The sequence below is a fragment of the Micromonospora sp. URMC 103 genome (assembly GCF_051386435.1).
Classification (GTDB): domain Bacteria; phylum Actinomycetota; class Actinomycetes; order Mycobacteriales; family Micromonosporaceae; genus Micromonospora.
In genome coordinates this window covers 2,346,956-2,360,742 of the sequence record NZ_JBPQTR010000005.1, presented here as the reverse complement: position 1 = coordinate 2,360,742, position 13,787 = coordinate 2,346,956, and the positions used below count along the sequence as shown (strand labels likewise).

The window sequence follows — 13,787 nt, the reverse complement described above, 5'->3', positions numbered from 1 at the left end:
GTCACGGCCTCCGCGGCTCGTACGGCCCGCGACCGTTGTTGGGCGCCGGCCGGGTGTCGTAGGGGGAGCGCTTGCGGTCGTGCGGCAGGGGCAGCCGGTGCACCAGCTCGGACACGATCGCGTCGGTGGTGCGCCGGGCGAGCTGGGCGTCCGCGGTCGGGATGATCCGGTGCGCCAGCACCGGCACCGCGAGGACCTGGAGGTCGTCGGGGAGGACGTAGTCGCGGCCCTCGAGGGCGGCCACCGCGCGGGCGGTGCGCAGCAGCTGGAGGGTGGCGCGGGGGGACGCGCCGAGTCGCAGGTCGGGGGCCTCGCGGGTGGCCGTGACGAGGTCCACCGCGTACTGCTTGACGGCGTCGGCGACGTGCACCTGGCGGACGGTCGCGATGAGCTGCCGGACGGTGGCGGCGTCGGACACCGGACGCAGCTCGTTGAGCGGGTCGGTGGCGCCGTGGCCGTCGAGCATCGCCAGCTCGGCGCCGGCGTCCGGGTAGCCCATGGCGATCCGGGCGGTGAACCGGTCGCGCTGCGCCTCCGGCAGCGGGTACGTCCCCTCCATCTCGATCGGGTTCTGCGTGGCGATCACCATGAACGGGGTCTGCAACTGGTAGGTCACGCCGTCGACGGTGACCTGCCGCTCCTCCATGCACTCCAGCAGCGCGGACTGGGTCTTCGGCGAGGCCCGGTTGATCTCGTCGCCGACGACCAGGTTGGCGAAGACGGCGCCCGGGCGGAACTCGAAGTCGTGCGTCTCCTGGTTGTAGACGCTGACGCCGGTCACGTCGCTGGGAAGCAGGTCGGGCGTGAACTGGATCCGGCGTACCGAACAGTCGATGGACCGCGCGAGCGCCTTGGCCAGCTTGGTCTTGCCGACGCCGGGAACGTCCTCGATGAGGAGGTGGCCCTCGGCGAGCAGGACGGCCAGGGCGAGGCGTACGGTCGCCGTCTTGCCCTCGATGACCTGCTCGATGTTGGCCACGATGGCCTCGCTGGCGGCGCGGAACTCGTCGTGCGGCAACAGGCCGCCCACCTCGTCCCAGGTCTGTTGTGTCACGGGCCTCCTCCTCGTCGCCGGACGGCAGCTCTGATTAAGAGCAGCTGGACCCGCCGTTGGGTTCGCGGCGCCGAGCCACGTCTGCCGCACAAATCACTGGCCTCTCAGGCTAACCATGTTTCTCGTCCTCGCCGACCCCTGCCGGGAGACCGTCGGTTACGCCCCGAATATTCGTCAGGACGGGGGACGAGTGACCGACCGGGCCACGGGTAGTCCGGCAGACCCGGCAGGAGGCCGGCCGACGGAACGGACGGGGGCGGGCGGTGCCACGGGAGCGGGACGTCTACGGCCGGACCGACGACGGCGGCGTACGCCTCGCCGGCGGCGGCGCGCAGTGGCGGCTGTACGCCGACCGCGTCGACCTGGCGCCCGGCGCCGCCCCCGGACGGCGGGTGCGGATCGACGCCGAGCTCATGCCCGTGGTGGTCGACCTGGACGCCACCGCGCTGGTCCTGCTCGACCTGCAGAACGACTTCTGCTCGCCGGGCGGCTGGACGCAACGCTCCGGCCTCGACCACACGGCCTGCCGGGCGGCGGTGCCCGGGGCGGTGCGGGCGGTCGAGGCGGCCCGCGCGCTCGGCGTACCGGTGATCTGGGTGTACTGGCACAACCGCCCGGACCTGCGCAACCTCGGCCCCCCGACCCTCTACTCGTTCAAGCACCGCCCCGACCAGGCCGGCATCGGTGAGCCACTGGACCACGGCCGGGTGCTGACGGAGGGGTCGTGGGGCGCCGCGCTGGTCGACGAGCTCGCCGAGCTGGTCCGGCCGGACGACATCCACGTGGAGAAGTACCGGATGAGCGGCTTCCAGGCCACCCACCTCGACCAGGTGCTGCGCGCCCAGGGCATCGACACCCTCTTCTTCGGCGGGGTCAACACCGACCAGTGCGTCACGACGACCATGGAGGACGCCTACTTCCGGGACTACGCCGCAATCCTGCTCACCGACGCCACGGCCACCTCCAGCCCCGGCTGGTGCAAGGACACGGTGATCTTCAACGCCCAGCAGTGCTGGGGCTTTACGACCGACACCGCCCGCCTCGCCGACCCCCGCGCCACGTCGTGACGACCGGGGCGCCCACCGACGTCCCGACCCGTGAGAAGCGGGCCGACGTGCGCTCCCAGCCTGGGGGTACACTGCCGTCATGGCCGGAGTCTTCCTGCTTCTTACCGGGCCGTGCTGATGCGCTGAACGCGCGACAGCACGGCGGCCCCTCCTGCGTGAGGGGCTTTTTTGTGCCCGTCGCCCGCCCGTTCCGGGTCGGCCGGCGACGGGCGGCGAGCACCAGCAGACCGCACGAGACGACCGCGCCGAGCGACGCGAGGAGACGCGATGAGTGAGGCAGCCGCACCGGCGGGGGACATCCCCCCGTTCCGGTACACCGCGGCCCTGGCCAACGAGATCGAGGGCCGTTGGCAGGACCGCTGGGAGCGGGAGGGAACCTTCCACGCCCCCAACCCGACCGGGCCGCTGGCGGACCCCGCACACCCGCGGGCGGGCGCGGAGAAGCTCTACGTGCTGGACATGTTCCCCTACCCGTCCGGCGCGGGCCTGCACGTGGGCCACCCGCTGGGCTACATCGGCACCGACTGCTTCGCCCGCTACCAGCGGATGGCCGGCCGCAACGTGCTGCACGCGATGGGCTTCGACGCGTTCGGCCTGCCCGCCGAGCAGTACGCCGTGCAGACCGGCACGCATCCCAGGACCACGACGCTGGCCAACATCGAGCGGTACAAGACGCAGCTGCGCCGGCTGGGCCTGGCGCACGACGAGCGCCGCTCGGTGGCCACCATCGACGTCGACTTCTACCGCTGGACCCAGTGGATCTTCCTGCAGATCTTCAACTCCTGGTACGACCAGGACACGAAGCGGGCCCGCCCGATCGCCGAGCTGATCGCCGAGTTCGAGGGCGGCACCCGGCCGACCCCGGACGGCCGCCCGTGGGCCGAGCTGACCGTGGCCGAGCGCCGGCGGGTGGTCGACGACCACCGGCTGGCGTACGTGTCGGAGGCGCCGGTCAACTGGTGCCCCGGCCTGGGCACCGTGCTGGCCAACGAGGAGGTGACCGCCGACGGCCGGTCCGAGCGGGGCAACTTCCCGGTCTTCAAGCGGAACCTGAAGCAGTGGATGATGCGGATCACCGCGTACGGCGACCGGCTGCTGGAGGACCTGGACAAGCTGGACTGGCCGGAGCCGATCAAGCTGATGCAGCGCAACTGGATCGGCCGGTCCCAGGGCGCGCACATCGAGTTCCCGACCGTGGTCGAGCCGATCCGGGTGTTCACGACCCGGCCCGACACGATCTTCGGTGCCACCTACATGGTGCTGGCGCCCGAGCACGAGCTGGTCGACGCGCTGGTGCCAGTGGCCTGGCCGGACGGCACCAAGGACGCCTGGACCGGCGGGCACGCGAGCCCGCGCGCGGCCGTCGAGGCGTACCGCAAGGCGGCCGCGGCCAAGACCGACGTCGAGCGGCAGGCCGACACGAAGGAGAAGACCGGCGTCTTCGTGGGGGCGTACGCCACGAACCCGGTCAACGACGCCCAGATCCCGATCTTCATCGCGGACTACGTGCTGGCCGGTTACGGCACCGGCGCGATCATGGCGGTGCCCGCCCAGGACGAGCGCGACTGGGCGTTCGCCGAGGTCTTCGACCTGCCCATCGTCCGCACGGTGCAGCCGGCGGAGGGCTTCGACGGCAAGGCGTACACCGGTGACGGCCCGGCCATCAACAGCGCGGCGCCCGACCGCGGCCTGGACCTGGACGGCCTGGGCGTCGCCGACGCCAAGGCCCGGATCATCGCGTGGCTGGAGGCGAACGGGCACGGCCGCGGCGCGGTCACCTACCGGCTGCGGGACTGGCTGTTCAGCCGGCAGCGCTACTGGGGCGAGCCGTTCCCGATCGTGTACGACGAGACCGGCGCGGCCATCGCCCTGCCCGAGGAGATGCTGCCCGTCGAGCTGCCCGAGGTCGACGACTTCTCGCCGAAGACGTTCGACCCGGACGACGCGAACTCCAACCCGGAGACCCCGCTGTCCCGGCGCCGGGACTGGGTCGAGGTCGAGCTGGACCTGGGTGACGGCCCGAAGCGGTACACCAGGGAGACCAACGTGATGCCGCAGTGGGCCGGCTCCTGCTGGTACGAGCTGCGCTACCTGGACCCGACCAACGGCGACCGGTTCGTCGACGCCGAGAACGAGCGGTACTGGATGGGTCCAAGCGGCGCGGGCGACACCGGCGGCACCGACCTGTACGTCGGCGGCGCCGAGCACGCCGTCCTGCACCTGCTGTACGCCCGGTTCTGGCACAAGGTGCTGTACGACCTGGGCCACGTCTCGTCGTTCGAGCCGTTCCGCCGGCTGTTCAACCAGGGCTACATCCAGGCGTACGCGTACACCGACGCCCGCGGCAGCTACGTGCAGGCCGAGGAGGTGATCGAGCGCGACGGCGGCTACTACCTGGGCGACGTCCAGGTCAACCGCGAGTACGGCAAGATGGGCAAGTCGCTGAAGAACGTGGTGACGCCGGACGAGATGTGCGCGGCGTACGGCGCCGACACGTTCCGCGTCTACGAGATGTCGATGGGCCCGCTGGAGGTGTCCCGCCCGTGGGAGACCCGGGCGGTCGTCGGCTCGTACCGGTTCCTGCAGCGCGTTTGGCGGGCCGTCGTCGACGAGCAGACCGGCGCCCTGCGGATCACCGAGGACCCGGCCGACGATTCGACCCGGCGGCTGCTGCACAAGGTGATCGACGGCGTCCGCGGCGACATGGAGGCCATCCGGTTCAACACGGCGATCGCCAAGCTGATCGAGCTGACCAACGCGGTGACCCGGCTGCCGGCGACGCCTCGTGAGCTGGCCGAGCCGCTGGTGCTGATGGTGGCGCCGTTCGCACCGCACGTCGCCGAGGAGCTGTGGCGCCGGATGGGGCACGAGGCCTCGCTGGCGTACGCGGACTTCCCGGTGGCCGACCCCAGCCTGCTGGTGGCCGAGTCGGTGACCTACCCCGTGCAGATCAACGGGAAGGTCCGGGGCCGGATCGAGGTGCCGGTCGACGCCGCGGAGGAGACGGTGCGGGCGGCCGCGCTGGAGGCCGTCGCCGCGAGCCTGGCCGGCCGGGAGCCCCGCAAGGTCATCGTGGTGAAGGGCCGAATGGTCTCGGTCGTCGCCTGACCCCGTCCCCGGGCGGGGAGCGGACCCCGCTCCCCGCCCGCACTCTCCGCCCGCACTCTCCGTCGATCATGCACTTGTGGTGCCCGAATCGCGCCGATACAAGGCCTTCATCCCCCACCACAACTGCATGATCGACGGGGCGGGGGGCGCGGGGCGGGGGGCGCGGGGCGGGGGCGTGTCTGGCGCCGTGGCGTCAGGCGTGCAGGTTGTTCGTCACCGTGTGGCGGTTGGTGAGCAGCCAGTCGTGCCAGCCGTGGATCAGCTCCACCACACCCGCGGCCCGGAGCCGGCGCATGCCCGGCTCGTCCCGCTCGGCGCCCGCCGCGATGCCCCGCCAGGTGCGCTCGAGCTGGTCGAGCATCAGGTCGACCAGTTCACCGCGGGGAAGAGCCACGGCGCCGCCTGCCGCGCCCGACGCCCCCGCCGCCTCGTACCCGTCGCAGACCAGCCGGCACCGGCGGGCCAGTTCGGTCGGGTCGGCGTCCGGCCCCAGCTCGGCCCAGTGCCAGCAGGCGAACGCCACGTCTTCGATCCGGCGGCCCGGCGCCGCGAGGTCCCAGTCCAGGAACGCCACCGGCAGCGGGCCGGCTGCGGAGTCCCGGTACACCGTGTTCTTGGGGGACAGGTCGCGGTGGCAGACGGTCTCCGCGCCGGCGGCCAGGGAAGTGCCCGCGCACGCGTCGTGCAGTCGCCGGATCAGCCCGCCGAGCGCGACGAGGGCCGGGTCCGCCCGGTACGCGGGGTCCTCCCGGTCCCGCCAGGGCACCCGGCCGTCGAGGTGGCTGAGCACCTGCCGGCCGCGTTCGTCGGTGCCGAGGTGGCGGGGCGCGAGGTCCGCGCCCACCCGCTCGAGGTGCGCCAGCAGCGCGGCCTGGAAGTCGGCGTTGGCCGGCGGCGTACGCCGGACGGTGTCCCCGACCCGGACCACCTCGGCGATGAAGCCGCCGCGCAGCCGCTGCTCGGCCTCGGCGGGCGCTCCGTCGGGGTCCACGTCCCGCACGCTCACCTCAACCCCGCGCGGCCCGTCGCCGCTCGGCGCGCCACCAGTGGCGGGCGAGCACCAGGCTGGCGATCAGGCCGAGCCCGGCGGGGGCCACGGCGTACCAGTGGACGTCGCCCGGTGAGGCGACGGCGGCGCCGATGGCGGCGTAGCCGAAGGCGCTCGGCGCAGCGGCGATCACGCTGCCCGCGAGGAACGGCAGCATTCGTGCGCCGGTGGTGCCGTAGCCGTAGCTCACCAGCCCGAATCCGGCGATCGGCACCAGCCGGACGGTGATCACGCCGAGTACGCTCTGCCGGCTGAACCAGCCGTCGAGGCGCGCGAGCCGGCCGCGTACCCGCGCGGCGACGAACTCCCGGCCCAGCAGCCGGCCCACGGCGAAGCCGGCGGCAGCCGCCACCAGCGCGGCGGCCAGGGCGTATCCGGCGCCCTCCAGCGGTCCGAAGATCGCGCCCGAGGCGAGCGTGATGAAGGTACGCGGAACGAGCGCGACGAGCAGTAGCGCGCCACCGGCCACCGCCGTGACCGGCGCGGCGGCGCCGAGCCGGTCGGCCAGCCGGGGCAGCTCGGACGGATCCGGCCGGGGCACCACGAGCAGCAGGAGGCCGCAGGCGGCGATGAGGAGCAGCAGCAGCGCGAACCGGACGGTCGCCGGCTGCCGCAGCAGCCGCCCGACCGCGGGTCTCATGGGCGGGCGGCGGCCACCGCGGCGCGGCGCTCGGACCGGAGCCGGTCGGACCAGGTGTCGTCGAGCGGCGGGAGCTGGTGGGCGCCGGTGGCCCAGCGCAGCAGCAGGTCGGCGAGGGCGGGGTTGCGGGCCAGGGCCGGCCCGTGGGAATACGTGCCGAGCAGCTTGCCCCGCCACGCGCCCTCGGTGGCGCCGTCGTTGCCGATGCCGGTGGTGACCCGGGCCAGCGGCGAGACGCTCGGCCCGAGGTGGGTGCGCCCGCCGTGGTTCTCGAAGCCGCTGAGCGGCGGCAGGCCCAGCCGCGCGTCGATGTCGCCGGCCAGCTCGCCGACGGCCCGCGTCTCACCGCGGTCGGAGCTGATGTCGAGCAGCTCCAGCCCGGCGAACTTGGTGCCCTTCGCGAAGAAGGAGGTGCCGAGGAGCTGGTAGCCGGCGCAGACGCCGAACACCACCGAGCCCTGGGCCACGGCCCGGTGCAGCCCGCCGTCGGCGGTCAGGCGCTGCGCGCCCAGCGCCTGCGGGCCGTCCTCGCCACCACCGATGAGGTAGATGTCGGCGGTGGCGGGCAGCCGCTGGTCGGAGCGGACCTCCAGGACCTCGACGGGCATGCCGCGCTGGCGGGCGCGCCGGGCGAGGATCAGGGCGTTGCCCCGGTCGCCGTAGGTGGAGAGGAGGTCGGGGTAGACCCAGACGATGCGCAGGCTCTCAGTTGACACGGTCCAACTCCGCTCGGATGTCCTGGAACGCGGTGTAGTTGGCGATGACCTCCAGGCGCCCCGGGGGCACCGCGCGGATCGCCTCGGCGAACGTGCGTACGTGCTGGAACGGCACGTCGTTGACGTCGAGCCGGACGGCCAGGTCGTACGCCCGGTCGCCGGTGATCAGCAGCTGCCGGCCGCGCAGCGGTGCGAAGTCGACGTCGAACAGCCACGAGGTGTCGAGGCCGTCCGGGTCCCGTGCGTTGATCGACAGCAGGGTCGGCGCCTGGTCGGCCATGTCGAACGCCTCCAGCCAGCTGGCCGGGTTCTTGGCCAGCAGCAGGCGGATGTGGCGCCCGTCCCGCTCGACCTGGGCGTAGCGGCCCGCCACCGAGGTGACGCTGGCCAGCCGGGACACGGCGTCGACCGGCCGGACGCCGAACTCGGCGGCCACCGCGAGCGCGGTCGCCGCGTTGCCGAGGTTGACCTTGCCGGGGAGCTGGAGGGCGACCTTGTGCCACGCCCCGGTCGGGTCGAGCACGCCGTCGTCCTCCACCGTCCACTGCGGCTGCGGGCGGCGCAGTGGGCAGCCGGTGCACCACCACTGCTCGCCGGAGCGCTGGATGGTGGAGCCGCACTCGGGGCAGACCCAGGAGTCGTCGTGCCAGCGCTGGCCGGCGCTGAACCAGGTCACGTGGGGCGGTGTGATGCGGTGGTCGTGGGCCGGCGGAGGTGAGGCGGCCCAGACGACCATGGGGTCGTCGGCGTTGGCCACCACGCGCACGTCCGGGTGGCGGACCAGCGCCGCGCGCCAGAGCTGCGCCATCATGGCGACCTCCTTGGCGCGGTCGAGCTGGTCGCGGGAGAGGTTGAGCAGCGCCACCACGTGCGGCTCGGTGGCCTCCAGCACCTGGGCGAGGTAGTGCTCGTCGACCTCGAGCACCGCGTACGGGGTGCTGCCGGCCTTCGCGAGCGCCGAGGTGTGGCCGGTGGGCATGTTCGCACCGAAGGAGTTGGTGGCGACTCTGCCGAGCACGCCGACGGCCGCGGCGGCGAGCCGGGTGGTCGTCGTCTTGCCGTTGGTGCCGGAGACGAGCGCGATCGCGCGGCCGGCGGAGAGGTGCGCCAGCAGGTCCGGGTCGATCTTGAGTCCGATCCACCCACCGATCACCGAGCCGTCACCCCGGCCCGCGGCGCGCGACAACGCCGCGGCGGTCCGGGACACGGAGCTGGCCACCTTCGCCCGCAGGGGCATCTTCGCGTCCGTCACCCGAGCGAGGTTACCGGACCACGCGCCCCGCCAGATCGCCGCCGACGGCGAACCGTTCGGTGGGGGAACGTGGGCGGGCCGCCGATTCCGGCTCGGCCGGACGGAGTCGATCAATGTCGGAAAGCGGACGCCCGCCGGGGCGCCCATTGCCCCTCCACTCCGCCCCACCCCTTCTGACGTGCGGTTTTGGCGCGAGATCGGGCGCGCCACGCGGGCGTTTCCGGTTGCAGGTGGAGGGAAGTGGAGTAGAGTGGGGCCCAATGGTGAGGCCGGGAGGGCCCACCGGCCCGGGGGGTCAGCGGCGCCGCGAACGCCGCTCAAGGGCGAGGGGGTTGGGCCGTGTTTCTCGGCACCCACACTCCGCGCCTGGACGACAAAGGCCGGTTGATCCTTCCGGCGAAGTTCCGGGACGAGCTGGCGGGGGGTGTCGTGATCACCAAAGGGCAGGAGCGCTGCCTCTACGTCTTCCCGATGCCCGAGTTCCAGCGGATCGCGGAGCAACTGCGCGCCCAACCGATGACGAGCAAGGCGGCCCGCGCCTACAGCCGGGTCTTCTTCGCGAGTGCGCACGACGAGGTCCCGGACAAGCAGGGCCGGGTGACCATCCCGGGCCACCTGCGGGAGTACGCGGCGCTCGACCGCGAGCTGGTCGTCATCGGTGCGAGCACGCGGGTGGAGATCTGGGACAAGGCCGCCTGGGAGAGCTACCTCGCCGAGAGCGAAGACGAGTTCGCCGACATCGAGGAGGGGGTGCTGCCCGGCGGTCTGTAGGGCGCGCGCGCCCGGCGTACTGCGAGATCTCCAGCCGCTTTCGAGTTCCTGGCACCCCTTCCCCGGTGCCAGGCGCACGATCTCTCGTGGGGCCCCGGCCCCGCGGCGGGCGGGAGCGGATGGGGATCTGGCGGTACGGCGGCAGGCGCCGGCCGACACGGGGCGCACGGAACAAGAAGAAACGGTAACCAGCGGTGGGGGTCGACATGGGGGAGCTACGCGGCACGCACGTGCCGGTGCTGCTCGAGCGGTGTCTCGAGCTGCTGGCCCCCGCGCTGGGCCGGGGCGGCCGCACCGTCCACGTCGACGCGACGCTGGGCCTGGGCGGGCACGCCGAGGCGGTGCTCGAGGCACACCCGCAGACGGTGCTCGTGGGGCTCGACCGGGACACGGAGGCGCTCGCGCACGCGCGCGTCCGGCTGGCCCGTTTCGCCGACCGGATCCACCTGGAGCACGCGGTCTACGACGAGCTGCCCGACGTGCTCGACCGGCTGGGCTATCCGGGCGTCGACGGGGTGCTGTTCGACCTGGGCGTCTCGTCGCTGCAACTGGACGCGCCCGACCGCGGGTTCGCGTACGCGCAGGACGCCCCTCTGGACATGCGGATGGACCAGACCCGGGGGGTGACCGCCGAGGAGGTCGTCAACACCTACGGCCACCCGGAGCTGGCGCGGGTCCTGCGGGTGTACGGCGAGGAGAAGTTCGCCGGCCGGATCGCCTCGGCGATCCTCCGGGAGCGGGAACGCGCCCCGATCACCTCGTCGGCGCGGCTCGCGGAGCTCGTCCGGGAGTCCATTCCGGCACCAGCCCGGCGAACCGGCGGACACCCGGCAAAGAGAACGTTTCAGGCTTTAAGGATCGAGGTAAACAGAGAACTGGCAGCGCTGGAGACGGCGCTGCCGGCCGCTCTCGACAAGCTCAACGTGGGCGGTCGCCTGGTGGTCCTGTCCTACCACTCGTTGGAGGACAGGCTCACCAAGGCAGCGCTCGCCGATCGGGTCCGCAGCACGGGCCCGATCGACCTACCGGTAGAGCTTCCCGGCACCGGTCCGACGTTCCGGCTTCTCAGCCGGGGCGCCGAACTGCCCGGGGAGCGCGAGGTCGCCGCGAACCCGCGCGCCGCATCCGTGCGGTTGCGGGCCGCGGAGCGCATTGACCCGGAAGCCGAACGGCAGGGGCGGACCGACCGCGAACGGTCCCGCCGCCGGGTCAAGGCGATGAACCAACCGGGGACGGGGTCCGTGCGATCCGTGGGGGATCGCCGGCGGGCGCCGGGGGACCGCAGTGGGACGGACGTAGAGGGGGAGGGGACATGAACGTTGACAGGCGCGACCGCCGGGACTTCACCGGCGTCGGGCAGCGCGCACCGCGGTCGGGGGGCCGGACCGCGGCGGAGCGGGCCAACCGCGTCGGAAACGGCACGGCGCGCATCGAGCGGATGGACCGCAAGGGGGAGGCTGGCGCGCGGGGGGCGCGCGAGTTCCCGGTCCAGGGCAGCGCCGCGCTGCGGCCGGCCGAGCGGCCGGCCGCCACCGGTGCCCGCCCGCCGCGGCTGCGGGTGGCGCCGCCGCCGCCCGTGAAGGTGCCGCGGGCGCCGTTCGCCGCGCTGATCGTGGTGCTCGTGGTCGGTGGTGTGCTCGGCATCCTGCTGGTCAACACCAAGATCAACGAGAACGCGTTCAAGCTCGAGAAGCTCCAGCAGCAGCAGGCCAAGCTGGACCTGGAGGAGCAGCAGCTCAACAACCAGATCGCCGACTCGGAGGCGCCGGGCAACCTGGTCGCCGAGGCGCGCAAGCTCGGCCTGGTGGAGTCGGGCGAGCCGGGGTACGTCCGGCTGCCCGACGGCCAGACCATCGGCGTGCCGCAGCCGGCCACCGGCGCTCCGTCGGTGACCAGCCAGCAGGGCGGGGGACGCTGACCCGTGCCGCCGAGGTCGGAGGAGCCGCGCCGGGACGCCACGGGCGCCCGGCGCGGCTCGTCGCGCGACCCGAACGGCCGGGGCTCCGGCGAGTCGGGCGTCGGAGGCATCTCCGGCGCCCGGGCGTACACCCCGCGCGGGCGCACCATCCGCGAGGAGCGCGGTGCCACGCCCCGTGCCAGCGGAGGAGCCGAGCAACGGCGCACGCCCCGCAGCACCCGCTCCGGTGACCCGTTCCGGCCGGCCTTGCAGGTGGTCGACGGCGGTCGCGCCGGCGCCGGCCGGGCCACGCGCCGGGACGCGCCGGCCGCCGGCCGCTCCGGCGTGGTCCGTCGGGTCCAGCCACGCATCCCGGGCGCGCCCGCGGACGAGCCGCCCGCGCCGCGCCGCCGGACCGTCCCGCGCGCCCCGCGTCGGCCCGACCGGCCGGCGGGCCGGCGACCGTCCCGCAAGCCGCCGCGGCCGCCGAAGCTGGCCGACCCGCGACTGCGGCTGCGGCTCGGCACCGTGCTCACCCTCGCGCTCTTCGCGGCCATCGGCATCCGCCTGGTCGTCCTCCAGGCCGTCGACACCCCGGCGTACGCGGGTGGCGGCGTCGCCGACCGGACCCGGACGGTCGACCTGCCGGCGCCGCGGGGCGCCATCGTCGACCGGGACGGCAAGCCGCTGGCGCACAGCGTGGAGGCCCGGTACGTCTACGCCGACCCGACCATGATCGAGGACGCGGCGGCCACCGCGAAGGCCCTCTCGCCGCTGCTGGGCATCTCGGTGTCGAAGCTGGTCAAGCTCATGCAGCCGCGCAAGCTGGAGAACGGCAACCCGTCGCGGTTCGAGTACCTGGCCCGGGGTGTGGAGATCTCCCGGGCCAAGCAGGTGCAGGCGCTGGAGCTGCCGGGCATCGGCGTGCACCGCGACGAGCGTCGCGAGGTGCCGGGTGACGACCTGGCCGCCAACCTCATCGGCTTCACGAGCCAGGACATGAACGGGCTGGAGGGGCTCGAGGCCCGCTACGACGACCTGCTGCGCGGCGTGGACGGCAAGCGGATCTACGAGGCCGGCCTCGGCGACCTGGACGCCCCGATCCCGGGCGGCTACAGCTCGACCACCCAGCCCAAGCCGGGCAGTTCCCTGAAGCTCACCATCGACCGCGACCTCCAGTACTGGACGCAGGTCTTCCTGAGCCGGCACATGGCGCAGGCCAAGGGCGGCACCGGAGCGGCCATCGTGATCGACACAGCGACCGGTGAGGTGCTGTCCCAGGCCAGCCACCCCACCTACAACGCGGCGCAGCCCGTGCCGAGCGACCCGGTGGCCCGCGAGGACGCGGCCACCACCTTCGTGGTGGACCCCGGCTCGATCCACAAGGCGATCACGTTCGGCGCGGCGCTCCAGGAGGGGGTGATCACCCCGGACACCACGCTGCCCATCGCCAACAGCATCAAGATGGGTGACACCTGGTTCTCCGACACCCACCCGGCGAACGGCCAGCGGATGAGCCTGGCCGGGATGCTCGCGTACTCGTCGAACGTCGGCACGATCACGATCGCCGACCGGTTGGGCCGGGACCGCCTCATCGACTACCAGCGCCGGTTCGGCCTCGGCGAGCCGACCGGGGAGGGCATGCCCGGTGAGGCCAGCGGCCGGCTGCTGCCCGCCGACGAGTGGAGCGGGTCGTCGTACGGGTCGGTGCCGATCGGGCACAGCGTGGACGCCACGCCGCTGCAGATGGCCGCCGCGTACGCCGCGATCGCCAACAACGGGACGTACGTCCAGCCGCACCTCATCAAGGAGGTGATCGGGCCGGACGGCAAGCGGACGCCGGCGCCCGCCCCGGTCACCCGTTCGGTGCTGAGCCCGCAGAACGCCGCGGCGCTGCGTGGCCTGCTGGAGGCCGTCACCACGGTCGACGGGGCCACCGGCGTGACGGCCGCCGTGCCGGGGTTCCGGGTGGCCGGCAAGACCGGCACCGGCTGGCGGCTGGAGAACGGAAAGAAGCAGCCCGGCGAGGTCAACTCGTTCATCGGGATGGCCCCGGCCGAGAAGCCCCGCTACGTGGTCGCCGTCTTCGCGTACGCGCCCGACGGTGGGGGCGCCGCGATCGCCAACACGGCGTTCAAGGAGATCATGCAGTTCACCCTGCGTCACCACAAGGTGCCGCCGTCGGCGGGCGCGCCGCCCAAGTTCGTCGTCTATCCGCGCTGAGCAGGCACGGC

At 73.4% G+C, this 13,787-nt stretch carries 11 protein-coding genes; 6 read left to right on the top strand and 5 right to left on the bottom strand.

The window, feature by feature from the left end; all coding sequences use genetic code 11:
- Position 1 precedes the first annotated feature (1 nt).
- Entirely contained in the window at positions 2 to 1,054 is a 1,053-nt protein-coding gene (locus tag ACSNOA_RS24075) for an AAA family ATPase (RefSeq protein ID WP_436661628.1), read from the bottom strand.
- 263 nt (positions 1,055 to 1,317) lie between these two features.
- On the opposite strand from ACSNOA_RS24075, the gene ACSNOA_RS24070 reads away from it, so the two are divergent.
- Both ACSNOA_RS24070 and leuS read left to right on the top strand, forming a co-directional pair.
- Positions 1,318 to 2,121 (top strand): cysteine hydrolase family protein, encoded by an 804-nt coding sequence (locus ACSNOA_RS24070; RefSeq protein WP_436661626.1) that lies wholly within the window; start codon positions 1,318 to 1,320, stop codon positions 2,119 to 2,121.
- A gap of 267 nt (positions 2,122 to 2,388) precedes the next feature.
- Positions 2,389 to 5,229: a leucine--tRNA ligase gene (gene leuS / locus ACSNOA_RS24065; RefSeq protein WP_436661624.1), complete on the top strand. Its 2,841-nt coding sequence runs from the start codon at positions 2,389 to 2,391 to the stop codon at positions 5,227 to 5,229.
- A gap of 193 nt (positions 5,230 to 5,422) precedes the next feature.
- On the opposite strand, the gene ACSNOA_RS24060 is transcribed toward leuS, so the two are convergent.
- From ACSNOA_RS24060 to ACSNOA_RS24045, 4 genes are read right to left on the bottom strand one after another with little or no spacing between them, the layout of a single operon-like run.
- Positions 5,423 to 6,220: a phosphotransferase gene (locus ACSNOA_RS24060; RefSeq protein WP_436661622.1), complete on the bottom strand. Its 798-nt coding sequence runs from the start codon at positions 6,218 to 6,220 to the stop codon at positions 5,423 to 5,425.
- 16 nt (positions 6,221 to 6,236) lie between these two features.
- Positions 6,237 to 6,917 (bottom strand): TVP38/TMEM64 family protein, encoded by a 681-nt coding sequence (locus ACSNOA_RS24055; RefSeq protein WP_436661620.1) that lies wholly within the window; start codon positions 6,915 to 6,917, stop codon positions 6,237 to 6,239.
- Positions 6,914 to 7,633, bottom strand: coding sequence for a type 1 glutamine amidotransferase (locus ACSNOA_RS24050; RefSeq protein WP_436661618.1), 720 nt, complete (start codon positions 7,631 to 7,633; stop codon positions 6,914 to 6,916). The genes ACSNOA_RS24055 and ACSNOA_RS24050 overlap by 4 nt, the downstream gene beginning before the upstream one ends.
- Positions 7,623 to 8,870, bottom strand: a complete 1,248-nt coding sequence (locus ACSNOA_RS24045) for a MurT ligase domain-containing protein (protein WP_436662430.1) — start codon at positions 8,868 to 8,870, stop codon at positions 7,623 to 7,625. Before ACSNOA_RS24045 ends, ACSNOA_RS24050 begins: the two co-directional genes overlap by 11 nt.
- 354 nt (positions 8,871 to 9,224) lie before the next feature.
- Here ACSNOA_RS24045 and mraZ point away from each other — a divergent pair, with 354 nt between their 5' ends.
- The 4 genes from mraZ (at position 9,225) to ACSNOA_RS24025 (ending at position 13,776) form a co-directional block, all read left to right on the top strand.
- Positions 9,225 to 9,656, top strand: a complete 432-nt coding sequence (mraZ, locus tag ACSNOA_RS24040) for a division/cell wall cluster transcriptional repressor MraZ (protein ID WP_120779889.1) — start codon at positions 9,225 to 9,227, stop codon at positions 9,654 to 9,656.
- A 206-nt stretch (positions 9,657 to 9,862) separates the two neighbouring features.
- The gene (rsmH, locus tag ACSNOA_RS24035; RefSeq protein WP_436661616.1) at positions 9,863 to 10,972 is read left to right on the top strand and encodes a 16S rRNA (cytosine(1402)-N(4))-methyltransferase RsmH; all 1,110 of its coding nucleotides are present in this window, start codon (positions 9,863 to 9,865) and stop codon (positions 10,970 to 10,972) included.
- Positions 10,969 to 11,574: a hypothetical protein gene (locus tag ACSNOA_RS24030; RefSeq protein ID WP_436661614.1), complete on the top strand. Its 606-nt coding sequence runs from the start codon at positions 10,969 to 10,971 to the stop codon at positions 11,572 to 11,574. The genes rsmH and ACSNOA_RS24030 overlap by 4 nt, the downstream gene beginning before the upstream one ends.
- A gap of 3 nt (positions 11,575 to 11,577) precedes the next feature.
- Positions 11,578 to 13,776 (top strand): peptidoglycan D,D-transpeptidase FtsI family protein, encoded by a 2,199-nt coding sequence (locus tag ACSNOA_RS24025; RefSeq protein ID WP_436661612.1) that lies wholly within the window; start codon positions 11,578 to 11,580, stop codon positions 13,774 to 13,776.
- Positions 13,777 to 13,787 lie beyond the last annotated feature (11 nt).